The sequence below is a fragment of the Streptomyces sp. NPDC043738 genome (assembly GCF_056436545.1).
The window spans coordinates 71,093-85,524 of the sequence record NZ_JBWKCJ010000034.1; the positions used below are offsets into that span (position 1 = coordinate 71,093).

Below are 14,432 nucleotides of genomic sequence, written 5' to 3' on the forward strand. Positions count from 1 at the left end.
CGCCCGCTTCCCCCCCCCACCCCCCCCCCCCCCCCCCCCCCCCCCCCCCCCTCCCCCCCCCCCCCCCCCCCCCCCCCCCCCCCCCCCCCCAGACCTGCCCCGGGGCGAAGTTCAGCGGTGCCCCGGACGGTGTGGTGAACTCCGTCCCGTCCTGTGCCGAGTCCCGGTGCCACCGGGCGTCGTACGCCCTGCCGTCGCGCAGGACCAGGGCGGAGCCGGAGCCCACGGTCTGGGTGAACGGCGACACCGCGCCCCACCGGTCCCGGAACTCCGAGTCGCGGACCTGCACCCGCTGGACGACCACGGTCGAGGCGGCGAGCCGGCCGCCGTCGGTGGTGCGTGACGCCACGCCGTCCATCGCCACCAGCCACTTCCCGCCGGCGGACGACCAGGTGAAGTCGTAACGGGCGGCCGGATACCGCACGGTGTAGCCCGTCTCCCGTCGTCCGCCCGCGGGAGGCGGCCCGAACCGGAAGCCGATGTCCGCCGCCGCGGACGCCTCCGGCGCCTGGGCGAGGAGCCGTTCGGGCCGCAGGTAGAGGTTGTGCGGCGCGGCCCGCCCGCCGTCGCGGAAGTAGGCGCCCGGCGCCCTTCCCGGCGGCAGCGCGTACAGCGGCGCGGCCATGATCAGCGGATTCAGCCTCGACTGCGCCCCGGAGTACGCGAGCGCGGGCCTGCCGAACTGCCCCAGCAGCTCGATGTCCGACGCGCGCGCACTGCGCACCGGCCCCAGCTTCGGGGGCAGTCGCGACGACAGAACGGCGAGTATCCGGGTCTGCCCGGCCTCGACCTGCTCGACGTAGACGAGGTCCGCCGCACCGAGGCCGGTGTGCGGCCGCGCCGGACCGACATTGTCGATCTTGACCGCGAGCACCGGCCCGGACCGCGCCGCGAGCCCCGTGAACGGTGAGACCGCCCGTCCCCCGGGCCGCGCCGGACCCGCCCCCTCCATGGAGCCGGACCGCGTACACCCCGAGACACCGACCACCGCCAAGGCCGCCATCGACGAGACCAGCCCGGCCACCGCCGCCGCCCGAACCCCGCCCCACAGCGTCCCGCGACCCTCACCCCGCCGGAACGGCCGCATCCCGAAGGCGAATCGAAGGTGCACTCTCACCCGGTACACCCCATCAGGATGGCACCACCGACCGAAAACGCACCCGATCCCACACACCCGACACGAGCCCATGCGCCACCTGGGCCGGACACCGAGAGCCCCCCGGCCGCCCGCGCCTGGTCGATGCCGGCCTGGATGTCGGACCTGGACGTCGGCCGGCACCGGCCCCCGGATATCGGTCGACCCCGGACCCGGACGACAAAGGCCCCGAACCATGATCGGTCCGGGGCCTTCCGGCTGGTGCCCCCGGCAGGATTCGAACCTGCGACACCCGCTTTAGGAGAGCGGTGCTCTATCCCCTGAGCTACGGAGGCGGGCCTTGGGGGAGACGTGGATGGCGGTGGTGCGTGGGAAATGCATCCGGTCTCGGCAAGGGCCTGGACGCCCCTGAGGGGAGCCCAGGACAGCGTAGCGGATGGGGGCGGGGTGATGAGGGACGGCCGGTGCCTCAGGGGGCGTTCCGGGGGAGCGGTGGTCGTTCCTGGGGCGGCCGGCGTCCCGCGGCCGGCCTCCCTGGGGGCGTGGGTGTGCTCGGCCGGGTGGGTGTGGTCGTCAGCCGCCGATGTGCCAGCTGACCGTGCCGTCGAGGGTGACCAGGAGGGCGAGCACGAGCAGGTCGGCGGCGCCGAGGGCGAGGCCCAGGAGGGCGCGGCCGCGGCGGGTGGTGCCGCGGGCCAGGGCCAGGCCGCCGAGGATCAGGGCGCAGGGGCCGAGGACGAGGTTGAGGACCAGGGTGCCGAGCAGCCCGAGGACGAAGGAGGCCACGGCCATGCCGTCGGCGTGCGAGCGCGAACGGTCCGAGCGGCGGGGGGACTTGGCCGCGGTGGTCGAGGTGGCCTGGGTGAGCGCGGTCATCGGGCGGTCACCTCGCTCCGGTGGCGGCGTTCGCGCAGGGAGAAGACGAGCAGCCAGCCGGCGATGACGGCCGCCGCGACGAGGGTGACGGGGAGGGGGAGGTGTGCCGCGGTGCCCAGCGCGATCCCCATCAGGAGGAGGGCAGCGACGAGGAAGAGCATGATCCGCCTTTCCGATTCGGAGGACAGTTGTTCACTCAGTGACTCCAGCATACGACTCCCCACGGGTGGAGAAGTTCGGAGAACGGTTGTTTACTGGATGACATGAGTCACACCCTTGGGGTCCGGCAGGCCCAGAAACAGAAGACGCGCCAGGCGCTGCTCGACGCGGCGCTCGGCCTGCTGGAGGAGCAGAGCCTGAGCAGCCTGGGGCTGCGGGAGGTGACGCGGGTGGTGGGCATCGCGCCGACCGCGTTCTACCGGCACTTCAGGGACCTGGGCGAACTGGGCGTCGCGCTGGTCGAGGAGGCGCTGGGGAGTCTGCATGTGATGGTGCGGGCGATCCTCGCCGAGCAGGACGGGGCCGAGGAGCGGATCGACCGTACGGTCGCGGTCGTCGAGCAGCATGTGCGCACGTACCCGCTGCACATCCGGTTCGTGGCGCGGGAGCGGCACGGGGGCGTACGGGCCGTGCGGCAGGCCATCGCGGGGGAGTTGGACCGGTTCGCGGAGGAGGTCGCCGCGGCGCTGAAGTCCCAGCCGGTGTCGGAGGGCTGGCGCGACGACGATGTGCGGATGCTGGCCGAGCTGTATGTGGACCGGCTGGTGACGACGGCCGCGGCGCTGCTCGACGCCGAGGAGGACGGGGCCGAGGGTGCGGCCGAACGGGTGGTGCGGACGGCCCGTCGGCAGCTGCGGCTGATCAGCATCGGCCGGCGGCACTGGGGGGAGGAGGGCGGGGAGTAGGGGGAGGGGGGTAGGGGAGTAGGGGGAGGGGAGTAGTAGGTCTCGGTGGGCCTGGTGGGCCTGGTGGGCCTGGTGGCCGGGTGGGGCCAGTGGTCCTGGTGGGGGCGTCGGGCCCGGTGGTTCCTGGCGTCGTGGGCGCGGGTGGCGGTGGTGGGTGTCAGGAGCGGGCGGGGGTCACCCGTACGCGGTAGGTGCCGTCCGGTCTTTCGGTGAGGACGGTGACCGAGGTGCCGCTGGCGCGGTCGGTGTAGGTGCCGCCGGGGCGGAAGGTGGCGTCGGTGAGTTCCGAGTCGACGTACTTCTTCTGGTAGCAGCCGCCGCTGCGCGGGGTGGCGTCCACGACGCGGAGCGGGCCGCGGCCCGAGGGGACGTCGGTGGCGACGCGGTAGATCAGGACGCCGGGCCGGCAGACCGCCGGTTCGAGCAGCCCGTGGGTGCGGGCCTCGACCACCAGCGCGGTGCGCGGTGCGGTCGGGATGACGACGATCTTGGTGCCGCCGGGGACGGAGATCGGCGTGAGGGTGTGTTCGGCGGGCGTTCCGCGGGGCGGTGCGCAGTGCACCTGGTCGGCGGAGAGCCAGCCGAGCTTCCACTTGTGCCAGCCGACGAAGTCGTTGCTCGGCCCCCAGTCCTCGTCCATGGGGTCCCAGTGGCCCGCGGGGGGCGGGGCGCGGCGCGCGTCGTTGTAGTAGAGGTCCGGCAGACCGAAGCTGTGCGCGTTCTCGTGGTTGAGGACGCGGAAGGCGCTCGCTCCGATCTGCCGGCTCCATATGAACGACACGTTCCGGAACGGCACCTCGTCGGCCGTCTTCATTCCCATGTCGCCACCGCTGAAGGTGACCGAGAGGACCGTACGGGTCGCGGGCGGGCCCGCGTTGGGTGTGGCGATGATGTTGACGAGGTCGTAGTCGTGGAAGTCGACGATCCGGTCGACGGCGCGGACGGCCTCCTGGGCCAGCGCGTGATAGCCGCCGTCCGAGGCCGGGTCGAAGCTGGCACCGCGCTCGATGCCGTACGCCGCGACCGGTCGCGACATGCGGATCCAGCGGAAGAGGGGGACGGGCAGATAGTTGAGCCTGCCGTAGGAGCTGGTGCGGAAGTAGTCCGCCGCGGCCGGGAAGAACTCGGCGAAGCGGGCGCTGGGCGATATCGGGGCGTGGGCGTCGGGGAAGTCGATGAAGAGGGTCAGGGCCCTGACCACGCCGGACGAACGGGCGAAACCGGCGGGGGTGTCGGCGGATTCGGCGACGTCGTCGGTGATGCCGTGCAGCGCGCAGGGGCCGCTCGGGGGAACGCCCGACCCCGGGGGTATGGCCACGGCGCTGGGGGGCGAGCCCAGCGTGACGGCCGCGGTCGCGCAGGCCGCGCCGGCGGCCAGCACCGTGGATATCTTGCGCCTCATGACGATCACCTTGGATCGCCGGGTGACCGCCCGCGCGCGGTGTTGCGTCAATTGGAGGCATGACGTCGTCATCCAGGGGCCGGAGGCATGACGTCGTCATCCGGGGGCTGGAGTCGTGGGCCGTCCGGGACTGGATTCGTGGCGCCCTCCGGGAGCCGGAGTCATGGCGAGGCCATCCGGGCTCGTGCGTCGGGCCGGGAGGCGGCTCAGGGGACTGTGCGTCAGGTCACATGCGGGCGTGAAATATCCGGGGACGCTCTCCCCGTTTAACCAGGCGTCCGACTGAAACGGGGAGCGTCTCCCCGGTTCGCCGCCCGGCGTCCGGACCCGCAGACCGAGAGGAGTGAGCCGCATGACCGCCGTCGCACACTGCGCGAAGACCGGGAAGCAGGGGCCCTCGCCCCGTCTGCGGGCCGATGCCCTGCGAAACCGGGAGCGGATCATCGCGGCCGCTCGCGAGACGGTGATGGAGTTCGGGGCCGAGGCCCCGCTCGATGAAATCGCTCGACGTGCGGGTGTCGGCAATGCGACGCTCTACCGTCACTTCACGGATCGACTGGAGTTGATCCACCACGTCACGCTCTCCGTCATGTCCCGTACGGCCGACCGCGCGGAGAGTGCTCTTGCCGAGGAGCCCGATGCCTTCCAAGCGCTGAGGCGCTTCGTCCACGACGCGGTGGAGGAGCGGATCGGGGCCCTGTGCCCGATGCTCTCCGACAGCATCGACCGTGACCACCCCGATCTGCTCGCCGCGCGCGAACGCCTGGAGGCGGCCATCGAGGCCGTCATGGGCGCCGCGCGCGACAGCGGCCGGCTGCGTCCCGACATCGCCGTCGGTGACCTGATGGTCGCGCTCACCCAGCTCACCCGGCCATTGCCGGGCAGTGGCTGTGTGGACTTCGACAGGTTCGTGCACCGGCATCTGCAGCTGTTCCTGGACGGCCTGCAGGCGCCCGCCCGCTCCGAACTGCCCGGGTCCGCCGCCACCTTCGAAGACCTGAGGCGCCGCGGGTAACCGGACCGGCCGCCGGCCCAGGTCTCCCACACCCCGCACGTCACACCCCACACCGTCCCACCCGTCCCACTCGTCGTTCCACGGGGACCGGGCGTCCCCGTCCGTCCCCTCGCTCCTGCCCGCTCACGCCTCCGTCCGCTCACCGCACCACTAGGTGGATCCCGCCATGCCTGAAACCGTCCCGTCCGTCGATCCCCGGCGCTGGAAAGCGCTGATATTCATCGCTCTCGCCCAGCTGATGGTCGTCCTCGACGCGACCATCGTGAACATCGCGCTGCCCTCCGCCCAGGAGGACCTCGGTATCACCGACGCCAACCGGCAGTGGGTGATCACCGCCTACGCACTGGCCTTCGGCGGTCTGCTGCTCTTCGGCGGGCGGGTCGCCGACCTGTGGGGACGCAAGCGGACCTTCATCATCGGGCTGATCGGATTCGCGGTCGCCTCCGCGCTCGGCGGGGCCGCGGCCGGCGAGGGGATGCTGCTGGGCGCGCGGGCGCTGCAGGGTGTCTTCGGCGCGCTGCTGGCACCGGCCGCACTGTCCCTGCTCGCGGTGACGTTCACCGAGGCCAGGGAGCGCGCCAAGGCGTTCGGCATCTTCGGTGCGATCGCCGGTGGCGGCGGCGCCGTGGGCCTGATCCTCGGCGGTGTGCTGACCGAGTACATGAACTGGCGCTGGACCTTCTTCGTCAACATCCCGTTCGCCGTGGTCGCCGCGACCGGCGCCTTCCTGGTCATCCGTGAGCCCGCGGAGGGCCGCAACCCCTCCCGGCTGGACGTCCCCGGCGTCATCCTGGCCACGCTCGGACTGGTCTCGCTGGTCTACGGGTTCACCCGCGCCGAGTCCGACGGCTGGCTGGCGGCCCCGACCCTGGGTCTGTTCGCCGCGGCCGCCGTGCTGCTGCTGGCGTTCGTGCTGGTCGAGTCCAAGGTGAAGGCCCCGCTGCTGCCGCTGCGGGTGGTCGCCGAGCGCAACCGCGCCGGTGTCTACGCCTCGCTGGGCCTCGCCGTGATCGGCATGTTCGGCCTCTTCCTCTTCCTGACCTACTACCTGCAGATCGTGAAGGGGTACACGCCGGTCGTGACCGGCCTGGCCTTCCTTCCGATGATCGTCGGCATGATCACCGGATCGACGCAGATCGGCGCCCGGCTGATGAACCGGGTCCGTCCGCGGCTGCTGATGGCGCCCGGATTCACCGTGGCAGCGGCCGGCATGCTGGTGCTGACCCAGATCGACCTGGACACGTCCTACCCGGCGCTGATCCTGCCCGGGTTCCTGCTGATGGGCCTCGGCATGGGTACGGCGTTCATGCCGGCGATGTCGCTGGCCACGCACGGGGTCCAGGCCCGGGACGCCGGTGTCGCCTCGGCGATGGTCAACACCTCGCAGCAGGTGGGCGGTGCGATCGGTACGGCTCTGCTGAACACCATCGCCGCCAGCGCCACCAGCGCGTACGCCACTTCGCACGCGGCCGGCGCGCGCTCGGCCGACCTGCTCAAGCTCCAGTCGATGGTGCACGGCTACACCACCGCCATCTGGTGGGCGGTCGGCATCCTGCTCCTGGCCGGGACGATCGCCTTCACCCTCATCAACACCGGGCGGCCGGGCGGCGGTTCGCCGGTGGCCTCGTCCGGGGACGGTGCGGGCAAGGCCGTGGCCGAGGACGAGGTGCCGGTCCCGGTGCTGGCGCACTGAGCCGGTCCGCAGGCGCCGGCCTCTTCCGGCTCCCCTGATGCGTCAGCGGAGCCAGGGGAGGTCGGCGCCTTGCGGCTGCAGCCCCTCGGTCATCACCTGGCATATCTCGGCCAGTTGGCGGACCTGCTCCGGGGAGAGGCGGTCGAAGATCGCGGAGCGGACGGCGGCGACATGGCCGGGGGCGGCCTTCTCCAGCACCCGCATCCCCTCGTCCGTGAGGTACGCGTTCTGCCCCCGCTTGTCGGAGGGGCAGTTCTCGCGGCGCACCCAGCCGTTCTTCTCCAGGCGGGCGACCGCGTGCGAGAGTCGGGAGCGGGTGATCTTGGCGTTCTGGGCCAGCTCGGTCATCCGCATCCGGCGCCGGGGGGCCCGGGACAGCTGGACGAGCAGGCCGTAATAGACGTGCGGCATCCCGGCGTCGCGCTGCAGCTGACGGTCGAGGTGGTCCTCAAGGAGCGTGGTGGCGTGGAGGTAGCACTGCCAGGCGTATTGCTCCTCGTCGGTGAGCCAGCGCGGCTCGGCTGCGGGTTCGGTGCTCATAGCATCCACTCTCTCACCGCTCAGAGAGTTCTTTAAGTTTTAACAACGTCGGGTTAGGCTGGATTCCTACGATTGAACGTTCAAGTACTGCAGAGTGCGGTGGCTGAATGTTTCCGGTGTGCCGATACCGCCCAGTGTGACGCCGTGCAGTTGATATGTCGCCCATGCCGGCGCTCGATCTCGGCCACGGCGCACCCCCGCTCGTCGACGGCCCCCGGTGTGCCGGAACTGGCCGAGCGGATACGCGGGACGCTCCGTACCGAACACTTCACGCCACTGTTCGTGACCCCGGGGGCCGCGGATCCCGGAGCCGCGGGCGCACTGGGGCGGCTGGGCGCCGTACGGAGTGTGATTGACGGATTCTGGGCGGGTCCGGCGAGGCGTTCGGTGCGGTTCGGCCGACCTGGATGGGGCTGGATGGAGGGGGGTCCGTCCTGAGTCACCGTCAGGAGGATCCGCGGCCCTCGGCTGCGCGCGGGCGAGGACCACCCGCGCCTGCGCCGCGACGTCGGCCGCCCGCGACGTCAGCCGAACGCGGTGGACCGATGCCGGCCGTGCGGCTCGCGCGTGCGGTGGGTCCGGAAGACGTACAGCGAGACGACGAACATGATCACGCCCATGACGAGCCCGAAGCCGCACGACTTGAGGATCGTCTCCCCGCCGAGGCTGTAGTTCCAGCCCACCGCCGCGCCGAAGAGCGCGCCGTAGGCGAGCGCCCGGGTCTCGGTGAGCATGGACGACTGGTAGTGGACCAGGAAGAGCCCCAGCGCGCCGGTGACGACGGCCGCGGCCACCCCGTACAGCAGCGCGGGGCCGCCCTCGGTGCCGGCGGTGTGGGTGCGGAAGATCGTGAAGCAGCCGAAGGCGAGCGCCGCGATGATCGGCAGTGAGACGGTCGCCGGAACGCGCTCGGCCATGACGGCCAGCCGGGAGGGTTGCTGCGGGGCCTGGCCGCCGGTGCCGGCCGTCGCGCCGTGTTCGAGTTCGACGCTGCCGTGCGAGCGGGCCGCCCTCGCGCCGTGCCGTTGAGCGTGCTGGTCCATGGCGGGCTCCTCTCGATCGCCCCTGCGCCCGGTGTCCTGCTGCTCCCGTGCCCTTCTGTCGGGCCCTTCTGTCCAGGCGACACCCGGGGGTCGCTTCCGTCAACTGGATCAGCGCGGAACGGCGGGCGGGGCGGGCGGGGCGCCGTCCACCGCCTCCTGGGCAACCAGAATGCGGTGCGGGTCGTCTTGGGGGTGGGAGAGCGGTGCGCGAGCGGCGGCGCCAGGACCGGCAGGAACGGAAGGGCGCTACTCCGAACGTGATGCACGTCTCACGGATGTGGTGGCGATAAAGATCCACAAGGGGTGGGGGAGCCGCTTCCGTGTCCGCTCTGACCTGCGGTTCCCGCTGCTCACGCGGCGTATGACCTCCCCGTGCGGGACGCAGGGTACTGCATGATCAGAAAAATAGAAGCGCGGTGTGGGAATTCTGTCCGGATTCCAGCCGTTGTTTCCTTCGGACGGGCCACCCGGCAAGCATCGCAGTGGGTGCACCACCAACCGGCTCGCCCCAACGTCCCGCGACCGACTCATCGCAAAGGGAGCACACGCATGGCAACCCGTGCCGTCGCCCGTCGTCAGGAAAGCAGCAGCGCTTCTGACGGGGCCACCAGTGTTCGCGCCGTAGGCGGGGAGATCGCCGACCGCGACCTGGTCGGCATGTACCTCGACGAGATCGCGCGTACACCCCTGCTCGACGCCGCCAAGGAGGTCGAGCTGTCCCAGACCATCGAGGCGGGCGTCTACGCCCAGCAGATCCTGGACGGCGAGATCACCGACGGCAACGCCGCGGGCGCCGGCCGCGAGGAGCTCGAGGCGCTGGCCGAAGAGGGGGCCAAGGCCAAGGACGTCTTCATCCGCTCCAACCTCCGGCTCGTCGTCGCCGTGGCGCGCCGTTACCCGCGTGCGGGGCTGCCGCTGCTGGACCTGATCCAGGAGGGCAACGCCGGCCTGGTCCGTGCCGTGGAGAAGTTCGACTACGCCAAGGGATTCAAGTTCTCCACGTACGCGACGTGGTGGATCCGCCAGGCCATCACCCGCTCCATCGCCGACCAGTCGCGCACGATCCGGCTGCCCGTGCACCTCGTCGAGGAGCTGGGCCGGATCCGCCGGGTGCAGCGTGAGTTCAACCGTGAGAACGGCCGTGACCCGGAGCCGGCGGAGGTCGCCGGCGAGCTGGGCTCCACGCCCGCCCGCGTCACCGACGTGCTGGACTGGGCCCGCGACCCGGTCAGCCTCAACATGTCGGTGGACGACGACGGCGACACCCAGTTCGGCGACCTGCTGGAGGACACCTCCGCCGCCTCGCCCGAGCAGTCGGTGCTGACGCTGCTGCGCAGCGAGGAGCTGGAGGACCTGATCGACCGCCTCGACCACCGCACCGCCTCGATCATCAAGGCGCGCTACGGCATCGAGGACGGCCGCGAGCGCACGCTGACCGAGGTCGGCAAGCAGCACGGTCTGACCCGCGAGCGGATCCGGCAGATCGAGAAGCACGCGCTGCTGGAGCTGAAGCGGATGGCGCGCGACACGGGATTCGACGCGGCCGCGTAGGACTCCCCTTCCGGTAGGACGAGCCCCGGTGCCAGTTCTGGCGTCGGGGCTCCGTTGTGTCCGGGTGCGCGGCGGCCGGCTTGCGTCCAGGGGCGTGGCGCCCGACCCGCGTCCGGCGCGGGTGTCCGGCTCGGGGCCTGGCGCCCGCCCGCCCGGCCTGCCGCCGCCTGGCAGCTCGCGTGTCCGTTTGAGTCCGTCTAGAGTCCGAATCCATTTACTTATCGGAAATCCAGGCGTAGCATCGCAGCGAAACCACAGGTTCGGGCATGGAACGGACACACACGCTGATGTATGCACCGGAGCGCCAGCAGGAGATCCTGCGGCTCGCCCGTGAGGGCGGACGGGTCGATGTGCTCTCTCTCGCCGAGCAGTTCCAGGTCACCGCCGAGACCGTACGGCGCGATCTGAAGGCGCTGGACCGGGCCGGCCTGGTGCGCAGGGTGCACGGCGGCGCCATCCCGGCCGGCCGCCTGGACTTCGAGCCGGACCTCGCCGAGCGGGACGCGGTCGCCGCCGACGAGAAGCAGCGCATCGCGCGCGCCGCGCTGGCCGAGCTCCCCGGCGGCGAGAGCGGCACCGGAAGCGTGATCCTGGACGCCGGCACGACCGCCGCCCGGCTCGCCGCCCAGATCCCGCTGGAGGCCGAGCTCACCGTCGTCACCCACGGCCTGCCGGTCGCCGCCCGGCTCGCCGACCACCCCGGCCTCACCCTTCACCTCGTGGGCGGCCGGATCCGGCACCGCACGCGCGCCGCGGTCGACGACTGGGCGCTGCGCGCCTACCGCGAGATCAACGCCGATGTGCTGTTCCTCGCGACCAACGGCTTCTCCCTCGACGGCGGCCTGACCACTCCGGACCTCGCGGAGGCGGCCGTCAAACGGGCGCTGATCCGCGCCGCCCGCCGGGTCGTCCTCCTCGCCGACTCCGCCAAGTTCGGGCAGCAGCAGTTCGCCCGCTTCGGCGAACTGTCGGACGTGGACCTGCTCATCACCGACACCGGGCTCAGCCCCGACGACGCCCTCGCCATCGAGCGCGCGGGCACGGAAGTAGTACGCGCATGATCCTCACCGTCACCCCCAACCCCAGCCTGGACCGTACGTACGAGGTCCCGGCGCTGGACCGCGGGGCCGTGCTCCGGGCCGGCGCCGACCGCATCGACCCCGGCGGCAAGGGTGTCAACGTCTCGCGGGCGCTCGCCGCCGGTGGCCACCACACGCTGGCCGTACTGCCGCTGGGCGGCCCCGCGGGCGCGGCGCTGGCCGGGCTGCTCGGTGCCGAGGGCATCGAGGTGGCGGGGGTGCCGGTGTCCGGCCAGACCCGCTCCAACATCTCGGTCGCCGAGCCCGACGGTACGCTCACCAAGATCAACGCGGCCGGGCCCGAGCTGACCGCCGAGGAGGCCGAGGCGCTGCTGCGGAAGGTCGGCGAGCGCTGGGCGGGCGTCGACTGGATCGCCTGCTGCGGCAGCCTGCCGCGCGGTCTGGCGCCCGAGTGGTACGCCGAACTGGTCGCCCGCGCCCGTCGTGCGGGCACCCGGATCGCGCTGGACACCTCGGGGCCGTCGCTGACCGCCGCGCTGCGCGAATGCCCGGACGTCATCAAGCCCAACGCCGAGGAGCTGGCGCAGGCCGTCGGCCGTCCGCTCGCCACCGTGGGCGACGCGGTCAAGGCCGCCGAGGAGCTGCGGGCCTGTGGCGCCCGCGCCGTGCTGGCCTCCCTGGGGGCGGACGGCCAGCTCCTGGTCGACGAGGACGGCACCCACTTCGGGAGCGCCCCGGTCGCCGCCGTACGCAGCAACGTCGGTGCCGGCGACGCCTCGCTGGCCGGGTTCCTCGCGGCGGGCGGCACGGGCGTGGCCGCGCTGGCCGCCGCGGTCGCCCACGGCGCGGCGGCGGTTCAGCTGCCGGGCAGCCTGATGCCGGCGCCGAAGGACCTGGACCCCGCGGCGGTGCGGGTGACGGACGAGGTGCCGCTGGACCGGGAGCTCACGGAGCCGGCGCCGTGAACGGCCGCCGGTCCGGCCGGGGGCCGACGGGTTTGATGCCGATTGCGAGCAAGGGAGCCGCGTGATGAGTGAGTTGATCAGCGCGGAACTGGTCGACCTCGACCTGTCCGCCGAGACGAAGGACGCCGCCGCGCGATCGCTGGCCGAGCGGATGGTCGCCTCCGGTCGCGTCACCGACCTGGAGGGCTTCCTCGCGGACGTGGCCGCGCGGGAGGCCCAGATGCCGACCGGACTGGACGGCGGGATCGGGATTCCGCACTGCCGCAGTGCGCATGTCACCGAGCCCACGCTGGCCTTCGGGCGCAGCGCCGGCGGCATCGACTTCGGCGCGCCGGACGGCCCGGCCGACCTGATCTTCCTGATCGCGGCCCCGGCGGGCGGCGACGCGGACCATCTGTCGATCCTCTCGACCCTCGCCCGCAGTCTGATGGACGAGGCCTTCACCGGCGCGCTGCGGTCCGCCACCGAGCCGGCCCGCGCGGCGGCGCTGATCCGCGGCGACGAGCCGGAGGCGGCGGAGCCCGCCCCGGCCGTCGAGCAGCCCGCCGCGGCTGTCCAGGAGCCCGCCCCGGCAGCCGAGCAGCCCGCCGTGCCCGTCGAGCAGGCCGAGCGGCCCGCCGCGGCCGCAGTGCCCGCTCAGCAGCCCGCCCCGGCCGACGGGCCCATCGAGGAGGTGCCGCCCGCCCCCTTCCGTATCGTCGCCGTCACCTCCTGCCCCACCGGCATTGCGCACACCTACATGGCCGCAGAGTCGCTGGAGAAGGCCGCGGACGCCGCCGGCGTCGAGCTGTTCGTCGAGACGCAGGGCTCGGCCGGGTTCAAGCGGCTCGATGCGCAGCTGGTCGCGGACGCGGACGGCGTGATCTTCGCGCACGATGTCGAGGTGCGCGACAAGGAGCGCTTCGCCGGCAAGCCGACCGTCGACGTCGGGGTGAAGGCGGGCATCAACCGCCCCGCCGAACTCATCGCCGAGGTACGCGAGAAGGCCGAACGCGGTGCGGCGACCGCCCCCGCACGGGCCGCGGCCCCCATGGACAAGGACGCCGGCACCGCCGACGGCTTCGCCACCCGCCTGCGCAAGTGGCTGATGACCGGCGTCAGCTACATGGTCCCCTTCGTCGCCGCGGGCGGACTGCTCATCGCGCTCGGCTTCGCCATCGGCGGCTACGCGATCAACAAGGCGCCGTCCGTCGCCGACCACTTCGTCTGGACCGAGTCCGCCAGCTGGGCGGCCCTGCTCTTCCAGATCGGCGGCGTCGCCTTCGGCTTCCTCGTCCCGGTCCTGGCCGGCTTCATCGCGTACGGCATGGCCGACCGGCCCGGCCTCGTACCGGGGTTCGTCGGCGGCGCGGTCGCCCTCACCATCAACGCGGGCTTCCTCGGCGGCCTGATCGCCGGACTGATCGCGGGCGGGGTGGTGCGGGCGATCCAGCGGGTCGGTGTGCCGCCCGTCCTGCGCGGCATCATGCCGGTCGTCGTCATACCGCTGGTCTCCTCCGCGATCGTCGGCTTCCTGATGTTCCTCGTGGTCGGCAAGCCGATCGCCGCGCTGCAAAAGGGGCTGACCGACTGGCTGTCCGGCCTCTCCGGCGCCAACGCGATCATGCTGGGTGTGCTCCTCGGCCTGATGATGTGCTTCGACCTCGGCGGCCCGCTGAACAAGGTCGCCTACGCCTTCGCGGTCGGCGGCCTGGCCCACCCCAACGAGGGGAGCCTGAAGGTGATGGCCGCGGTGATGGCGGCCGGCATGGTGCCGCCGCTGGCGATGGCGCTGGCCACGACCGTGCGCGGCCGGCTCTTCACCAAGGCCGAGCGGGAGAACGGCAAGGCGGCCTGGGTGCTCGGCGCCTCCTTCATCACCGAGGGCGCGATCCCCTTCGCCGCCGCCGATCCGCTGCGGGTCATCCCCTCCGCGATGGCCGGCGGCGCGGTCACCGGCGCCCTGTCGATGGCCTTCGGCTGCACCCTGCGGGCCCCGCACGGCGGCGTCTTCGTCGTCCCGCTGATCGGCCAGCCGCTCCTCTACCTGCTCGCCATCGCCGCGGGCACGCTCGTCAGCACGGCCCTGGTCATCGTCCTCAAGGGCCTGCGCAAGCCGTCGGCCGAGGGCCCGGCCGCCACCCCGGCCGCCGACGGCTCCCAGGTCGCGGTCGCGGCCTGACCCCGGGCGCCGCGTACGAAAAGGCGGTGGGGGGGCCCCCCCCAAGGGCGGGCAACACCCTTTTTTTTTTCCTGGCGGGGGTGCCTTTTGTTCGGGCTCCCTTTCCCCCTTCCCCACCAACCCCGACAAGGTTCCGCCTGTGGGG

Annotated in this window: 13 protein-coding genes, 1 tRNA gene and 1 pseudogene; 8 read left to right on the forward strand and 7 right to left on the reverse strand. The window is 72.4% G+C overall.

What is annotated here, in order from left to right:
• From AC0680_RS32440 to AC0680_RS32455, 4 genes are all read right to left on the reverse strand, one after another.
• The coding region (locus AC0680_RS32440; protein ID WP_478635987.1) for a DUF3048 domain-containing protein at positions 1-1,087 on the reverse strand (1,087 nt) is incomplete at its 3' end.
• Positions 1,088-1,355: 268 nt separating this feature from the next.
• A tRNA-Arg gene (locus AC0680_RS32445) sits at positions 1,356-1,431 on the reverse strand.
• A 238-nt stretch (positions 1,432-1,669) separates the two neighbouring features.
• Positions 1,670-1,972 carry a hypothetical protein gene (locus tag AC0680_RS32450; RefSeq protein ID WP_384489283.1) on the reverse strand — a complete coding sequence of 101 codons (303 nt, stop codon included), beginning with the start codon at positions 1,970-1,972 and terminating at the stop codon, positions 1,670-1,672.
• The gene (locus AC0680_RS32455) at positions 1,969-2,184 is read right to left on the reverse strand and encodes a hypothetical protein (protein ID WP_478635991.1); all 216 of its coding nucleotides are present in this window, start codon (positions 2,182-2,184) and stop codon (positions 1,969-1,971) included. Before AC0680_RS32455 ends, AC0680_RS32450 begins: the two co-directional genes overlap by 4 nt.
• Positions 2,185-2,235: 51 nt before the next feature.
• On the opposite strand from AC0680_RS32455, the gene AC0680_RS32460 reads away from it, so the two are divergent.
• Positions 2,236-2,877, forward strand: coding sequence for a TetR family transcriptional regulator (locus AC0680_RS32460; protein ID WP_384435300.1), 642 nt, complete (start codon positions 2,236-2,238; stop codon positions 2,875-2,877).
• A gap of 157 nt (positions 2,878-3,034) precedes the next feature.
• Here the strand turns inward: AC0680_RS32460 and AC0680_RS32465 are convergent, their stop codons facing one another.
• Entirely contained in the window at positions 3,035-4,279 is a 1,245-nt protein-coding gene (locus AC0680_RS32465) for a M6 family metalloprotease domain-containing protein (protein WP_478635953.1), read from the reverse strand.
• 352 nt (positions 4,280-4,631) lie between these two features.
• Between AC0680_RS32465 and AC0680_RS32470 the strand changes: the two genes are divergently transcribed.
• Entirely contained in the window at positions 4,632-5,294 is a 663-nt protein-coding gene (locus AC0680_RS32470; protein WP_478635956.1) for a TetR/AcrR family transcriptional regulator, read from the forward strand.
• 166 nt (positions 5,295-5,460) lie between these two features.
• Complete coding sequence (locus tag AC0680_RS32475; protein ID WP_478635959.1) at positions 5,461-6,987, forward strand: MFS transporter; 1,527 nt, start codon at positions 5,461-5,463, stop codon at positions 6,985-6,987.
• 42 nt (positions 6,988-7,029) lie between these two features.
• Here the strand turns inward: AC0680_RS32475 and AC0680_RS32480 are convergent, their stop codons facing one another.
• Positions 7,030-7,527, reverse strand: coding sequence for a MarR family winged helix-turn-helix transcriptional regulator (locus AC0680_RS32480; RefSeq protein ID WP_384489278.1), 498 nt, complete (start codon positions 7,525-7,527; stop codon positions 7,030-7,032).
• A 255-nt stretch (positions 7,528-7,782) separates the two neighbouring features.
• Here AC0680_RS32480 and AC0680_RS32485 point away from each other — a divergent pair.
• Positions 7,783-7,965, forward strand: a pseudogene (locus tag AC0680_RS32485) (hypothetical protein); the annotation flags it as partial.
• Positions 7,966-8,051: 86 nt separating this feature from the next.
• On the opposite strand, the gene AC0680_RS32490 reads toward AC0680_RS32485, so the two are convergent.
• Positions 8,052-8,570, reverse strand: coding sequence for a hypothetical protein (locus AC0680_RS32490; protein WP_478635963.1), 519 nt, complete (start codon positions 8,568-8,570; stop codon positions 8,052-8,054).
• A gap of 549 nt (positions 8,571-9,119) precedes the next feature.
• Between AC0680_RS32490 and AC0680_RS32495 the strand changes: the two genes are divergently transcribed.
• The 4 genes from AC0680_RS32495 (at position 9,120) to AC0680_RS32510 (ending at position 14,287) form a co-directional block, all read left to right on the forward strand.
• Entirely contained in the window at positions 9,120-10,121 is a 1,002-nt protein-coding gene (locus tag AC0680_RS32495; protein ID WP_478635966.1) for a sigma-70 family RNA polymerase sigma factor, read from the forward strand.
• Positions 10,122-10,408: 287 nt separating this feature from the next.
• The gene (locus AC0680_RS32500) at positions 10,409-11,182 is read left to right on the forward strand and encodes a DeoR/GlpR family DNA-binding transcription regulator (RefSeq protein WP_478635989.1); all 774 of its coding nucleotides are present in this window, start codon (positions 10,409-10,411) and stop codon (positions 11,180-11,182) included.
• Complete coding sequence (gene pfkB, locus AC0680_RS32505; protein WP_478635969.1) at positions 11,179-12,126, forward strand: 1-phosphofructokinase; 948 nt, start codon at positions 11,179-11,181, stop codon at positions 12,124-12,126. The genes AC0680_RS32500 and pfkB overlap by 4 nt, the downstream gene beginning before the upstream one ends.
• 64 nt (positions 12,127-12,190) lie before the next feature.
• Entirely contained in the window at positions 12,191-14,287 is a 2,097-nt protein-coding gene (locus tag AC0680_RS32510; RefSeq protein ID WP_478635972.1) for a PTS fructose transporter subunit IIABC, read from the forward strand.
• Positions 14,288-14,432 lie beyond the last annotated feature (145 nt).